We start from the raw sequence: 14897 nt of genomic DNA, 5'->3' as shown, positions 1-14897 counted from the left end.
GTGTAACCTACATGCAAGACGCGTGGGGTGTGCGCGCCACGACTGCCGATGACCTGCAGGTTGGTTGTACGAAACGGGGATGTATGACGAGCGATGGCAACCGGCTCATCGAGGAAATGCTGGGTGTGCCGGGTGCGCAGGCCGTGGCCGCTGCTGTGGGGAAGCAGCAACGTGCTGATGCGTCGCAACAACAGCGCAGTCGCCACGATGAGCAGTTCGATGGTGGTGTCGACCCGGCTTATGTGACCTCGCAGGAGCCTCCGCCGGAGGCGATGACCCATCAGCAGATCTGGGATGACGTCCAGAGTCTGGATCAGCAATCGATCTGGAACGCCTGCCTCATCTGGTCACAGGTGTCTACCACGATCACCTCTACGTTCCAGCTGGCCCGAATCGGTCTGAACCGGGCGGTGGAAGGCCGGTGGGAAGGGCAAGCAGCTGACGCGGGCGTGGCGGCGATGTCGGCGTTCGCTACCGGCGGCGAGCACATGGGCGAGGTCGCGAAGTCGGTGGCGATGCGGCTCGACACTATGTTCTACGCCGCCCAGGCATTGGCCGGCGCGGTGCCGCCACCGCCAGTGGCCACCGTCGCCGATCCGGACAACGCCTCCGAATCGGTACTGCCGTGGTTGATCAGTGGCGAGAAAGCCCGCGCCGACGACGACAACGCGACCCGATTACGGGCGCTGGCAGTCGCGGCCGTCAACACGACCTACCTGCCGACGTTCCCACCGTCGGGGGCCGATGTTCCGTCGTTCGTCGCGCCGCCGCAGGTCGGCGAAGGAATCGACACCGGTGGAAACGGTGCGGGTGCGCCGACACCCGGCGGTGCGCAGAGCCCAACAGCCCCCGGTTCCGCTGATCCCGGAACTGGCGCGCCTACTGACGATCAGCCCAGCGCGACCAGCCCCGAATCGACGGGTGCAACCTCCGAGGGCGACGCAGGCACGTCGGAACAGGCCGGTTCGACCGAGTCCGGCGCGGATTCTGACACGGCGACGACGGCTGCAGGCGCGGCACCGACCACCGCAACTCCCTCGGCGGGGACGCCGCCGAATGTGAACGGCCAGTCCCCGGTCGGCGGCGTACCAGGCTCGGGTGGTGGCGCGCCTGGTTCGGGCGGCGGCTTGCCTGGTTCTGGGGGTGGCGGCCCCAGCGTCGGTGTGGGACAGCCGGTCCGCGGGAGCGTACCCGGGGTCGGGGCGGCGGCGAGCGCTTCCACGGCCGGGTCCTCGGCGGGACGTTCCGGTCATGGGCCGATGGGACCGATGGCCCCCGGTGCGGGGGCCCGCAAGGGTCAGGGCGACGAAGATACCCATCAGAGCCCGGACTACTTGCGTCGAGTGCAAGAGGAACTCGTTGGCCATCAGTCGGCGATCTCGCCTGTTATCGGTGATCACACCACCGAAATTTCTGCGTCTGCACCCGAATCCCGGCCGGAACCACTTCCCACCCCGGCGGCAGATCTGGCGTTGCCGCGCTCGCTGTTCAGCGCGGACGACCGACCCCATCAGCAACCGGCGCAAGCTTCCGCACCTTCGACTACCGCCGTTTCCGTTCCGACCGCACCCCCGGCCGCTGCCGAACCAACCGCGATGGTTAGCGCTGCTGCTACGCCCACCCCGGCGCCGGGAGGGTCGGCCCCCGAGCCAACCGGCGACGTTCTCGATTCCGCCCAGACACAAGCGCCAGCGGCCCAACCCCGATACGAGCCGATCGCCGGCAGCGGCCCGTGGGATACGCACAACCCGGCTACCGAACCTGACGCACAGCGCGAGGACCAACCACCCGCCACGGACTCCGGCGGCCGACCCTGAACACGAGAATGACCTCGAATACGCAGTGGCGATTCACGCCCGACGAGTTCGCGTGGGTGTGGTTGCAGACCGAGCGCGAATACCCTTATCCGCTGAGCATTCTCGAATCCGCAGCCGATCTGGACGCCTATGTTCAGCAGCGCCACGCGATCTCTTCGCGTTACCCCCATCGTGCCGATGCGGATCTCACGCACGCTCTGGAGATCCTTGCCGACCCCGAGGTGCGGATCGTTTGTACCGGCCAATCCCGAGGCCAACGAATCCGTTGCCTCGCGGCCGCGGTGGGCGACCACGCTGTGATCGCCCACCAACTCGCTGGCAGCACAAGAGAATTCGGGGCCGACGTCGAGATCCTGGCCACCCGCCGGGCCAACCTCGGCCGCGCGGTTGTCACCACGATGCCCGCGACACCCGCCGGCACGGCGCCTCGGCTAGTGGGCTACACCCCGCGCGTACGCGGCGAGGCGGAGACGTCGTATTTCATCAACGCGAACGGCCACGAGGTCGCCGAAAACCGTATCCTCGCGCTCTTGCGAGCGCCACGAAGTGCTGACGGGTACCTCTACATCGAGCACGACGTCCGCGCGGCAGGCGAAAATCCGCCTCCAAGCCTGAACTGGATCGACATCCAACACGGCCACCGTGCGGCGGGCCGATATCTGATCGACGTCAACCACCACGACGCGACCGTCCTCCCCGCTACAGAGTCCCAGATCGCTAATGAACTCACTCGCCGTGTGAACCACCGTTGAGCCCTGCTCACGCTCCCCGGTTGAACGAGATCCTCTCCCTGACCCGCGGCGCCACTCCTCGAGCGACCAACGTCCTGACCCGCCGCGTAAAACAGGGCATCGCCGAGTGGTACATCCTCGAGATGCTGGAGAAGTCCCGGGGCGGATTCGAACAGCACACCGAGGCCTTTCAACGTCGGCCAAGCACCCTACGGCTACCTGCCCAAGAAGGTCCTCCATCCCGTTCCCGCACGCCGCGCCGAAGGCAGACACAAGACGCACCTGGCACTCGACCCCGTCCGCGCGCCCGTCGTCGAGCAGATCTACTCGTGGCGCATCAACGAGAAACTCGGCTACCGCGCCATAGCCGCACGCCTGAACCTCGATCTCGACCGCTTTCCAGCACCGGTCCCACCTGAACGGTTCCATCGGACCCTGGCCGACGAGTGGGCTTACGCCCGCGCTTACCGCAGTGATACCGAGCGCAGCCAGGCGTTCCACGCCTGGCTGCACATCTACAACCACCACCGCGGCCACACCGCACTCGGCGGACACCCACCGGCCAGCCGCGTTCCTAACCTCTCAGGACAGAACACCTAGGCCGAGCTGTCGGTGTAGGTCGCCGATCAGGCTTGGATCACCGGCGACGGGCCGAAAGCGATCTTCGACGGCGCGGTCGTGGTGCCGGGCCGGGCGTCATCGGTCCATACGTCATTGGTGTTGAGCGTTCCCGCCGATCTCGGTGGCCACCGAGATCCTCACACTGGCCACCGATCTCGGCCAACCGCCAGCCCCTCTCGCCGGTGGGTGGAGCGAGCCCTCGATACGACATTCACAGACCCCGCCGTTGGTTTGTGAGGACGGAACTGCCGCGAGCACCGTTGGCTACACCACCGAACTGACCGACCAATCCCACGGCGTCGGCTGGCCGGACGAACTCGACCCCGTCAGGTACCTGAATCCCGCTCGGTGCGGCCTCCGGTTCAGATTCCTTGCCGCCCAACAGTTCCTGGTTGATCTGCTTCTGCCGTGCCTGTAGCGCGACAAGCCGCTCGGTGTGCTCGAACGGCTTACCCAAACGTTGTTCGGAGCGTTTACGTTCCGTGCGTTCGGTAGCGAGTCGGCCAGTCGCGACGTCAAGTCGTTTGTCCAGGCCGTTGACCGCATTCTCCAGCCTGAGCATCACGCCTGCTCCACCCTTTTCCAGAGTCTTCCTATCGAAGGTGACGTAGAGATCGGCATTGATGTCGGAGAACACGACCTCGACGTGAGCCTCGCGGCCGGTGGGTACGTTGCGGGCGTCGAGGGTGAAACCCGCGATCTCTGCTATGCCTTGATCGGAGAACTCCTTCCAGGCTGCCCGGGGGTCCTGAGTTAGCTTGGACAGTCGCGCGGCGAGCGCGTCGCCAGCGTCGCCGCGGTGGTCGAAGAAGCGACCGTTGACCTTCGCTGCGAAGGCGTCGCCCTTGGTCGGTGTTCGGTGCGCGATTGCCTGGGTGTAGGCATCGATCTCAGCTTCGAGGCCGGGGATGGCGTTGCCAGCGTCGCGGATACGGATGTGTAGCATGGATTGGCTGCGTTGGTGGGCTCGGCGTAGGCGTTCGAGCTTCGTGACCTCGATGTCGATTTCGGCTTTCTCCAGCACCAGCGGGTTGCCGCTGGCGATAGCGAGGGCTTCGTTGGCGTTGAGGGCTGCGTCGCCGATGTCATCGATCTCCCTGACGGTGAGCGAGCCTTTCAGGAATTGGTTGACCATGGCGGCTTTGCGTGCCTGAGCTGCCCACATTCGAGCGTCAAAGGTGCCTTCAGTGACAGCGCGGGCGACCGCGATCTCCGCGTTCTGGTTGCCTTGGCGGATACCGCGCCCATCACGTTGCTCGACGTCAGCTGGCCGCCAAGGGCAGTCGACATGCAGCATGGCCACCATCCGGTTCTGGATGTTCACCCCGACTCCCATCTTGGATGTGGAGCCGAACAGGAACTGCACAGAACCGCTGCGGGCCTTGGTGAACAGCGCCGCTTTTCCCTTGTCGTTCTTCGCGTCGTGGATATAGGCGAACAGTTCCGCCGGAGCGCCCCGCGCGATGAGCTTGGTCTTGAGTTCGTCGTAGGCATTCCAGTCCTCACCGGGCGTTCCCAAGTCGCAGAATGCGAGGACGAGACCGCCGCGGCGAGGGTGGGGTTGTCCGTCCCTGCCGAGGTAAACCTGGTCTTTGGCGGCCTGCCATTTCTCGAACATCCAGTCCGCTGCCGCTTCGAGCTTGAGACCGAACTGATCCTCACCTATTGTGCTGACGGCGACTCCCTCCATGCCGTCGAGCACGAGGCGGTCCGCTGCGACATCGGTTGCGGCCACAGCGAGTCCGAGTGATTTGACCAGCCGCAGATCCAGGGCTGCGGCGCGGCCGTCGGAAGAGATTTTGAGCATGTTGTCAGTGCTCGGGTCAACCGCGCGCGACTTCACCTTCTGGGCGCGATCACCGAGATCGCGAACGTACTCGAGCTGGGTGTCGGTGGCCGGGACCGAGATAACTTCAGGTGCGCGTTGCCCGTCGGCGCGGCGGGCGAGCTTGGGCACCGGGAGCTTCAGGTCTTCGGGCAGCTTCACGTCGGCGGCAACATGAAACATGCGTTGCAGCTCGACCACGTTACGGAAGCCCACTAGTCGGGTTTTGAGGTTCCAGGAGTTGCCGTCGACCGACATCTCCAACTCGGTTTTGGTCTTGCCGAAGGTGGCCGCCCACTCGTCGAAGTTGCGGATTCCGGCGTCTTCGAGCAGGTCCGGGCGTAGGTACCGCTGCACGACGTATGCCTCGGTGATCGAGTTCGCCAACGGGGTGGCGGTGGCGCCGGTGATGGCGCGCCCGTTGTGCTTGTCGCGCAGGTATTCCACCACCATGTGTAGCTTCTGGGCTCGCTGGCTTCCGGCGATGGCGGCGGACTCGATCTGGGTGTCGGTGGCCAGATTTTTGAAGTCGTGCAGCTCGTCGACTACGAGGTAGTCGATGCCGGTCTGCTCGAAGGTGATGCCCGGATCGGTAGGGCCGCCGAGCTTATTCTTCAGCTTCTCCTCGGACTTGAGGATTGCGTCTTCGATGCGTTTGACGGTCGTGCGTTTGGCCCTGCTGGCCATGAGTTCGGACAGGTACTCGCGGCGGGGTTGGATCTCGCGGTCGAAATACCAGTGCGCGGTGTCGCGGGAAACCTCGAGACGCTGGAATGAGCCGCGGGTCAAGATGATCGCGTCCCAGTCGCCGGTCGCTGCGCGGGCGACGAACTGTCTTCGTTTCTCCCCGGCCAGGTCTTCGGTGCCAGCGGCGAGGATACGTGCCTGCGGATATGCCTGGAGGAATTCGCGGGCGAATTGGTCGAGCATGGAGTTGGGCACCATGATCGCTGGTTTGTTCACCAGTCCAAGGCGTCTGAGTTCCATGACGCCCATCGCCATTTCGAGCGTCTTGCCCGCGCCGACGGCGTGGAAGAGGCCCGCATTCGGCTCGGCGACCATGCGGGCGACCGCGGCGCGCTGGTGCGGGCGGGGGGTGTAGACCCGAGACAGGCCGGGCAGGCTGAGCATCTTGCCGTCGGCCTCGTAGTTGCGCAGGACCAGGTTGTTGAAGCGGCGGTTGTATTCCGCGCTCAGCCGTACGGCGCGGACCGGGTTCTCCCACACCCACTCGGAGAACCGTTCGTTGAGCTGCTCGGCCTTCTCGTTGGCTGCCTCGGTCTCGGTGGGGTTGGGGATCCGCGCCTCACCGTTCTCGTCCGGGTCGTAGACGCGGATCGGGGCTTGGCGCAGCAGGGCGCGGGCGAGCTTCGGCGCGGGGACACGGGAGGTTCCGAATTCCTGGGTCGCCAGAACGCCGGAACGGCCGCCGGTGACCTTCCACTCCCCCGCCTTGGTGTGCTCGACGGTGATCGTGTCGTCGTTGAGGATCTCGTTGAGGAACGCCTGCACGTCGGGCGCGTCGATCCATACCGCGCCGAGACGGGCGTCAATCTCGGCGGGTCCGAGATCGGCCGGGATCACCGCGGTCAGCGCGGTGACGTTGTCGCTGTAGGTCTCCGGGTTCGCGGCTGCGGCGTCGCGGGCTTGGTCGAGCTTGAGCCTGACATTTCCCGACAGATATTCCGGCGCGGGAACGAAACGGCCGTCCTCGGTGGGGTCGGGGTAGATCAGACCGCGGCATTGCGCACGGGCCTGGTCGTCGTCGATACCGAGCAGGCTCGCGATGACCGGCAGGTCGATGTGGCCGTGAGTGTCCAGGCAGATCGCCATCGCGTCCTCGGCGGTGTCGGCGCCCAGACGCGGACTGCGCGGCGCGACGACGCGCTGACGCATGATCGCCATCTTCACCGCGGTGTCGGTGGTGGCGTCGTAGTCCTCCAGCGCCAGCACTACTGGGGCGTGGGGGTCGTCGCGGAACAGCCGCATGACCGGGGGACGACGGACCGACATCACCGGCTCGCCCCCGCCGTCGACCCGTCCGGTCGGATGCCACGTGCACCGGTTGATCGGCCCGAACCGTGCCGCGTAGCGGTCGTAGAGCTGGTTGAGTTGAGTGCGCAGGTTCTCGATTTCGTCGGAGTCCTCGGCGTTGGCGGCCTCGTTCTCCAGCAGCGACACTGCCGTGTCGCGCAGCCCCAGCAGCGCCCGTAGTTCCTCGGCCTGGGTGTTGGGGACCGTCAGCTCGCTGTAGGTGCCATCGACGTGCAGTGCCTCGAACCCTCGCTCTGTGGCGCGCAGGTGTCCGGGGAATTCGTTCGCGTCGCCCGGTGCACCGGCAGCCGCACGTCGTTCTCCAGCGGCCATTTCGCGGGGCTGGTGGGAGATGCCCTCGCCCAGGGCTTGACTGGCGATGCGGTCTAACGCCTCGCGCAGTTGCGGTTCCAGTTCACCGCGACGAGCCACTTCGACCGCCATCCCGCCGTACACGCTGGTTCCGGCCCGCAGCTCGCCGAGCACCATGTCCGGGTTGTTGACGAAGTATTCGTTGACCAGCACGGCCGCCTCACCGGTTTCTCCGGCTACGGGCAGTTCGATGCTGGTGGCCAGCTCGAACGGTCCGCCGAGGTGACGGGGTTCGCCGTCACGACGGCGCAGGACCACGATGTCGGTAACCACCTCGGTGCCCGCGACTCGCCGATGTGTGCCGTTGGGCAGGCGGATCGCGCCGAGGAAGTCGGCGTGGTCGGCGATTTCGCGGCGGGCGGCGGGGTTCTTCTTGTCGAGGGTGAATGAGCTCGTCACGACCGCCACCACACCGCCTGGCTTGGTCAGGGCAAGGGATTTGAGGATGAAGTGGTCGTGCATGCTGTGCTCGCCGGTGTTGTGCACCGGATCGTGGAGCCGGGTCGAGGAGAATGGCACATTGCCGATCGCGGCATCGAAGTGCCCTTCCGGCAGGCGAGTGTCGGCGAAGGACTCGACCCGAATGTCGGCGTGCGGGTAGAGCGCCTGCGCGATGCGGGCGGTGATGGAGTCCAGTTCCACGCCGGTCACACGCGCCGATTCAGGGGAGCGTCCAATGAATGCTCCTGCACCGCAGCCTGGTTCGAGTACTCGTCCGTCGGCAAGTCCTAGGGCTTGGAGGTGATCCCACATCGCCCGCACGATCATCGGATCGGTGTAGTGGGCGTTGAGGACGGTGCGGTTGGCCTGCTTCCACCCGGCTTCGCCGATCAGGGTTCGCAGCGATTCGGCGTCGGCGCGGAACTCTTCACGCTCGGCGTCGAAGATCCCTGCGGCAGCGCCCCACGAGGTCCATTTCGCTAAGGTCTCTCGCTCGGCCGACGTTGGGGTGCGATTGTCGCGTTCGAGGGCCTGGAGGGTCTGGATCGCCGCGAGGTTTGCCTCGATGCGCCGCTGTGGCGATCGGGGGATCTCGACTTCGGGTGCCGGAAGCCGTTCGGAGCGTCGGAATCCCACGTTCACGGGACCGGTCGCATTGGGTGTCGCCGTGGTGACCGGCTCGGTTCGAGGTGGTGTCGCTGGTGACTGGTCGGTGGTGACCGGCACGGCTGTCGGTGCCTGCGACTCGGACGGCGCAGGGGCAGGGGCAGGGGCAGGGTTCGGACCGTTCGAGGCTGCTGGCGGCGATGGCAGGGCAGTCGAATCCTGTTGAATCTCACAATACTCGATAGGTGTTGCGTGGTCGGTCTGCGGTGTTGTGTCCGCGTGGACGGGGGCGAGGGCCGCGGGGTCAGTGGTGGTCGCAGCGCCGGTCTCGGTGAACGGCAGTCCGAGCTTGGTGAGCGAGGCTCGCAGGTACCCGACACGGCGTGTACGCACGGCGAAGTCGGTCGCCCGCCGCTGGTACCAGAACTTCTGGGGCCGTGACCACTGGAATTTGGCGTCGTGCAGGGCTTGGCGGAGTTGGAGGTTCGCTTTGTCGGTGTTGCGGACCAGTGTGCCTTCGGTGGTGTGCTCGATGAGGATCGGCAGCGGAGCCGTCGCGTCCTTGGCCAGGGCGGCAGGTTCTGGCTGATCAGTTCGGGGTGAAGCGAGATTCGTTTCGGTGCCGACGATTTCAGCTGCGGCGGGATTGTCCGGCACGGGGCGTTCGGCCAGATGGGCACGAATCCGAGGCATGACTTCGCGCACGGGTAACGCTTCGGTGATCGGCGCCGCGTCGGCGTCTGCGGCGGGGTGGACGATCCACTGGCCGCGTTTGGGTTCGAGGAGGAAGGTGTGTTCACCGACGACGACGTGTGCCCGTTGTCCGTGGACCCCGTCGAACCGTTCGTGGGCCGACAGCCCGAGTTTGTCGACGAACCCCGCCAGCCGCTCGATGCGGGAGCGCATCTCGACGTAGTCGGTGGCATCGGCGGGATTGATGAGCTGAGCCTGGTCGAGCAGCGTGCGGGCTTGCTCGAAGCGTCCCGCCCGAAGGTGCTCACCGGCCGCGTTGACCATCGGCCCGGTGGCGTGTGCGCGTTCGTACTGACGGGTTTGGACCGAGGCGGGTGTCTCGTCGTAGAGGTCTGGGCGGGCGCGCAGATAGCACTCGACCCACAACCAGGTCGGCCCGAATCGCTCCCCCGCCGACAGCGCCTTCAACGGCCCCTCGGTGAGGTATCGCGGCGCGGTGGAGGGGTTGAAGATCTCGGGTGGCCGGTTGTAGCCACCGTAGGCGTACGCCTCGTCCTCGATCGTGCACCGCAGCGTTGCCAGTTCGACCGGGCTGAACATCGCATCGGCCCGTGCCAGACGCTCGGCTTCCGCCCCGCTGGTCGCCGTACCGACCTCGCGGAGGCGAGTCCACTGCGCGTCACCGCCAGTGGACTCGCCGCGGCCGACTTCCCACGTCTGCACACCGTCGATGAGGTAGTCCCGTCCCCCGACGGCGACAATGGTGTCCTGCGTGCTGGAGCCGAGTTCTACCGCGCTGGCCGCGCGGCGTCCTGCCTCTCCAAGATCAGCGCCAGCTGTTCGCGCTTCTGCTCGGCTGTCAAGTCGTCGTGATCGCTCAGCATCCAGTGCACTTCCTCGACCAGATGCGGATACCGGCGATCCCACTCGATCGCCTCGGGGCTGCCCGACTCCATCTCCAGCCGCTGCTCCACCGCTTGCTCCTCCTGCTGCATCACCAGCAGGTCGCGCTCGGTCCGGGTCGGTTCCGGGTCGTCCTGGTTCTCCTGGGGCATCGAGTACAGGAGCTCGGCCAATGCCATCTCCGTCGCCTGGGCGCGCACCGTGTTCAGCGTCCCCGCCCGTTCCAGGTAGTCCTGCCCCGGTGTGATCGCTTCCGTTTCCAGCTGGGTCGAGATCTGCTCGACTCGCTCGCTGATCTGTTCGGCCAGCTGTTGGAAGTGCGTCTGCGGGTCCTCCAGCGCCTGTGTCGTTCGTGGCAAGTACGTCGTGTAATAGGTCCTGACCTGGTCGATGATCATCGCGTTCGTTGTCCTTTCGGTGGTCGACGGTCGAGGGTGCCGGGTTCGGGTCGCCCCATAGTGCCTCCAGGCTCAGCTGGTCTTCGCTGATCTGCATTCTTCGCGGTCGCCGCGCCATGGTCGCCTCCGTGTTCGACGGCGGGGCGGCGCATCTCACCAGCCCCAATAGTTCCGTTGTTGCTGATGTGTCGGGAACATCCACCTGAGACGGTTGCCGCAGGTGAACTCGATGCACTCTAATGTATCGAAAGACTCGATAGAATCGAGCACCTGAAGTGCTCCGGCCCGGTCGGGCGCTCGCTGCTTTAGATGCGATCGGACCATTGGATACACTGGAACCATCGGAGATGCGGCCGAAAGCCGACTGCGGACCGAATGCGCGATGCCGTCGAGAGGGAAGGAAACCCGTGGCCGACACACAGTCCGACGAGACGGAGATGCCGACAAAGGCCAGGACGAACTTCTCCTGTAGCAACGAGGTCTGGTCCGACGCGAAGAAGCAGTGGCAGAAGCAGATTCGCCAGTTCCCCACATGGGCAGGATGGCTGGATGCAGCCTTCGCCTCGAAAACTGCGCGCAAGCGCGCGGAGTTGGGGTTGACCGAATACGAACCCGCTCCCGACCGACTCCCTCCCGGTCGACGCGTTCCACCCGAGCAGGCAGGCACCCGACCGCGCCGCTCGTACAGTGGCGACGCAAAGCTCATGGCCGACGCACGAGCCACCTGGTGGGCCGAGGCCGAACTCTACCCGGCATGGTCGGACTGGGCCGAAGAGGCCCTGGCCGACCAACTCCCCCGACGGCAGACAACACCCGCCACCCCGATCGAGTCCGCCGCCACGGTCGCGGCACCGTAGCCGCAGACCGCACCGCCTTGCTGGCGCCCAAGTTCTTTTCACGAACTTGGGCGCCAGCGGGGTTTCCAGCTGGTTGCACCATCGAATCGACACTCCCGACGAGACCGCCCGCACCGGCGACCTCGGCAAGGGCTACGCATCGCCCACGATCGACGCATCTGCGCGCCACACTCGCGTGCCCGAGCCGACCAGCGGCCCGACTCGCGCGCGTCGAGTGCGACGACTACCTTTTCAGGCCGCTGACCTGGACGAACCTGGCGGGCATCGGTCGAATCGATCGCCCTTTAGATGCTTTCGATACAATAGAGTCTCTAGCATCAATAGATGCTTCGGAATCTGGGCGCTAGCCCAGCAACCGACCAACCCTCGACAAAGGACCGAGATCCAATGCCCGACCCACTCATCTCCCCTGACCGCAAGACCCCGGAATCGGTCACCATGACCGCCCGCTACCTCGAGGCAGTGCTCGAACAGGCCCACACCGCCGCGAACGCCACCTCCTACATCGACATCGACAAACACGGCGCGCTCGTGCGAATCAGCCCCGATGACGGCGCCGCCGAAGCCGTGGCCCGCGCGGACAAGGTGTTGGCGCACTACCTGCGCGAGCATCGTGGCGTGCTCGGCGCCGACCCACGGTGGCGTGCCCACTACGACGATTTCGATCGGGCCGACACCCCAGGCTCACAGGTAGACGCCGGAGGGTGGCGAGATAGCTCGCCCGAGGGGCGATCTCGCCACCGCGGCGACCATGAATCGACTACCCGACGCCATGCCCGCCACGTCGAGCAACTGATCGCCGACAGTGCGCGAGGGGTCGAAGCACACGCGGTCGCCCACGGCTGGTTCGCCTTCGGTACGACCGCGGTCACGACAGCCGGGACACCGGCCGCCGTCGCACGGCGCAGCCGATGAACGTACGTTCGCGCAACGCCCGCTTCCTCGGCCCTGCCCTCCCCACCGCGACATGGGCAATCCACGCGGAACTGAGCTACTGCCGTGCGATCAGGCTGGCGCTGCTCGTCAGGGAGCACGGTGGCGGTTGGTGGCGAACCCTGCGGACCCTGGCGTGCACCTACGACGTCAGTGCGCTGCGCATCGGGGACCACTGGTTCCTCATCGGCCCACAGAGCCCCCGAACACTGGACCGATGGCCCGAGCAGGGACGCTGGGCGTGGTACATCTGCGGTCCCAGCCTCGATCGGACGACTGAACCCTCGCTAGGCAGGGAAGAATGCGCCCCAGGCTTCTCGCCGCTGCGGCATTGGGTTTCTGCCAGGAGTGGTCCGATGCGGTCGCCCAGCAGCGCGACGGCACATGATCGTGGCCGATCAGCGAACCCGCAGCGACGTCTTTAGATACATTCGATACATTAGGATCAAGATCCGGCGATCTGCCGGACGATGGATGAAGGAAGAGGTGGTCGGCAATGTCGATCCTGCTGATATATCCGTCCGTTGCCATCCTGATCACGGTCGTCGTGATCGCCGTGAAGTACAGACGCCCAAACCCGGGCTCGCCCCTGGCACGCAGGCAGACGGGCCGCGTGGCACGGGGAGTCGCTGGCGGCCTGGCGGGCGCAGCGGCGGGGATGACCTTGGCGAGCCTGCTGAGTCGAACCAAGCGCCGCTGAGCTGACCGTCCAGTGGGGCTCAGCCATTCATGACCAGCTTTAGATGTTTTAGATACTTTCGATACTTCAGCACCTGTGGAGGTGGTGCGCCGTGGCCGATACATCCGCCTCGAGTGCTTCGTTCGCCCGAATCACGCGTGCCCTCGAGGAGTGGGCGTTCGAGCACAATCGCGTACCCGGCCCATCGCCTCAGCGCGGGCGGTGGACGATGTACTGCTGCCCGGCGCACGAGGACACGGACCCGAGCCTGGGGTTGATCCACAACGAGGACCAGGCCAAGACGGTCGTGCGGTGCTTCACCGGGTGCCCCGATACGCAGGTCCTGGCCGCTATCGGACTGCCCGGCAACGCGATCTGGGACAGGCAATGGGTCCGGGAGCCTGGCACACCACCTCTGCCCCGACCCCCTCGACCCGAGTCGCGACCGGACCAGCGGCAGGAACGCGGTCCTGCGAAATTGTCGAAGAAGCGACGCCTCGGCAAAGTCATCGGCCCCCCCTACCGGGTCGCGACCTACCTCTACACCGACGAGCGGGGCCTTCCGCTCGGCGAAGTGGTTCGGATTCATGTCCCGCACGAACGGGGCATCGACAAGCTGTTCTTCCAGCGGAGGGTGGATGCCGGTGGCCGGTGGGACAAGGGCGGTTTCGCGCCGGTGCTCTACCGCCTTCCCGAGGTAGCGCAGGCCATCGCCGACGGTGAGGAGATCTTCCTCGTCGAGGGCGAGAAGGACGCGGAGCGGGCGCGTAGGGCGGGATTGGTCGCCACCTGCAATGCGATGGGGGCGGGCGTCTTCTGGCGCGCGCACGCCCGCCAGCTCGCCGGTGCGGCGCGGGTGGTGATCGTGGCCGACCGTGACGAGGCCGGTTACCGCCACGCCGCCGAGGTCAGCCGGCTGTTGATCGGCCTGGTGCGGGAGGTGGTGGTCGTGGAGGCGGCCACCGGCAAGGACCTCAGCGACCATTTCGACCTCGGTCACGACATCGATGAACTCGTGCCGGTCACCGATGCTCAGCTCGAACAGGGCTTCCTGACCGCCCAGGCGCTCCTCGCCCAGGCCGAGAACACCCTGGAAGGCGCGTTTCGGCGTTCGTTGGACCCAAAGACCGGCTGGCGGTGGGTGTGGGCCCCAGAGATCGGGGCCGAGTACGCGATCGAGAGCACGGCGGCCACAGCGATACACAACCAACAGATTTCGGAGACAACCGTGCCACAGACCGAAACGCCACCACGCGAGGGCGTCGAGATCACCGTCTATACGAAGCCCCACTGTCCGCAATGCGATGCCACCAAACGCACGCTCGACAACCTCGGGTTCGCCTATCGGATCGTCGATGTCGCCCAGGACCCCGACGCGCGAGAGCATCTGTTGAACATGGGATTTCGTGGCACCCCCGTGGTCGAAGCCGGAAACACTCGGTTCACGGGTTTCCGCCCCGACAAGCTCAAGTCGCTGTCGGGTGTGCTGCGCGCCGACGTGGTGGCAGAACAGGAGGCGGCTGCTGTAGCGCCGGGGTTTCGCCGCCCCGCTGCGACGGATCGCCTGAGCGTCGAGGCTGCGCAGAAATGGGCCGCCCCGTACTTGAGGAGTGCCCAGCGGCGAGGCGAGATCCCGGAACTGGGCTCGCCGCGATGGGCTTCGCTTCCCAACGGTGATCCTCGCAAGACCGGAGCGGTGGTAGAGGCGGCCGTGCGCTACGCGCGCCAAGCCAGCGCGCATGAACCGGTCGACTCGCCATCTCACGGGCAGGGCGCAGGGGTTGGCGCGGCGCAGGGTGATGGCCGACGGCCGACCTTTGCCGCGCTGCAAAAGGCCCGCCGTGGTGAACAGGCGCTGCGGGCCGCCAGCGGACCGCTGACCCCGATCGCCACGACAACGGCCTTGGCTGGCACTGCGCTAACCCCGGTCGGCCCAACCACAACCAACCCCACTCCGCACCGCACTCTCGGCCGCGGGCGTTGAACA

8 protein-coding genes and 1 pseudogene are annotated in these 14897 nt (G+C 66.1%); 7 read left to right on the top strand and 2 right to left on the bottom strand.

What is annotated here, in order from left to right; translation table 11 throughout:
• Positions 1–83: 83 nt before the first annotated feature.
• The 3 genes and pseudogenes from ACTWPB_RS08065 to ACTWPB_RS08055 form a co-directional block, all read left to right on the top strand.
• Positions 84–1817: a hypothetical protein gene (locus ACTWPB_RS08065; RefSeq protein WP_446225056.1), complete on the top strand. Its 1734-nt coding sequence runs from the start codon at positions 84–86 to the stop codon at positions 1815–1817.
• A gap of 8 nt (positions 1818–1825) precedes the next feature.
• Positions 1826–2569, top strand: a complete 744-nt coding sequence (locus tag ACTWPB_RS08060) for an ESX secretion-associated protein EspG (protein ID WP_446225055.1) — start codon at positions 1826–1828, stop codon at positions 2567–2569.
• 396 nt (positions 2570–2965) lie between these two features.
• A pseudogene (locus tag ACTWPB_RS08055) lies at positions 2966–3148 on the top strand (integrase core domain-containing protein); the annotation flags it as partial.
• 232 nt (positions 3149–3380) lie between these two features.
• Here ACTWPB_RS08055 and ACTWPB_RS08050 read toward each other — a convergent pair.
• Entirely contained in the window at positions 3381–9863 is a 6483-nt protein-coding gene (locus ACTWPB_RS08050) for a helicase-related protein (RefSeq protein ID WP_446225054.1), read from the bottom strand.
• A gap of 65 nt (positions 9864–9928) precedes the next feature.
• Positions 9929–10441, bottom strand: a complete 513-nt coding sequence (locus ACTWPB_RS08045; RefSeq protein ID WP_446225053.1) for a hypothetical protein — start codon at positions 10439–10441, stop codon at positions 9929–9931.
• 407 nt (positions 10442–10848) lie between these two features.
• Here ACTWPB_RS08045 and ACTWPB_RS08040 point away from each other — a divergent pair, with 407 nt between their 5' ends.
• From ACTWPB_RS08040 to ACTWPB_RS08025, 4 genes are all read left to right on the top strand, one after another.
• Positions 10849–11298: a hypothetical protein gene (locus tag ACTWPB_RS08040; protein ID WP_446225052.1), complete on the top strand. Its 450-nt coding sequence runs from the start codon at positions 10849–10851 to the stop codon at positions 11296–11298.
• Positions 11299–11685: 387 nt separating this feature from the next.
• Positions 11686–12213: a hypothetical protein gene (locus tag ACTWPB_RS08035; protein ID WP_446225051.1), complete on the top strand. Its 528-nt coding sequence runs from the start codon at positions 11686–11688 to the stop codon at positions 12211–12213.
• Between the two features lie 514 nt (positions 12214–12727).
• Positions 12728–12931: a hypothetical protein gene (locus ACTWPB_RS08030; protein WP_446225050.1), complete on the top strand. Its 204-nt coding sequence runs from the start codon at positions 12728–12730 to the stop codon at positions 12929–12931.
• Positions 12932–13022: 91 nt separating this feature from the next.
• Complete coding sequence (locus ACTWPB_RS08025; protein WP_446225049.1) at positions 13023–14894, top strand: glutaredoxin domain-containing protein; 1872 nt, start codon at positions 13023–13025, stop codon at positions 14892–14894.
• The last annotated feature ends 3 nt before the right edge of the window (positions 14895–14897 follow it).

The organism is Nocardia sp. IBHARD005 (assembly GCF_052814245.1).
Note: the sequence above shows the minus strand (reverse complement) of the source record. Positions and strands in the feature narration are given on the sequence as shown.

Coding starts and splice junctions, on each gene's coding strand:
- ACTWPB_RS08060 (WP_446225055.1), top strand. CDS start 1,826: ATGACCTCGAATACGCAGTGGCGATTCACGCCCGACGAGTTCGCGTGG.
- ACTWPB_RS08030 (WP_446225050.1), top strand. CDS start 12,728: ATGTCGATCCTGCTGATATATCCGTCCGTTGCCATCCTGATCACGGTC.
- ACTWPB_RS08065 (WP_446225056.1), top strand. CDS start 84: ATGACGAGCGATGGCAACCGGCTCATCGAGGAAATGCTGGGTGTGCCG.
- ACTWPB_RS08045 (WP_446225053.1), bottom strand. CDS start 10,441: ATGATCATCGACCAGGTCAGGACCTATTACACGACGTACTTGCCACGA.
- ACTWPB_RS08035 (WP_446225051.1), top strand. CDS start 11,686: ATGCCCGACCCACTCATCTCCCCTGACCGCAAGACCCCGGAATCGGTC.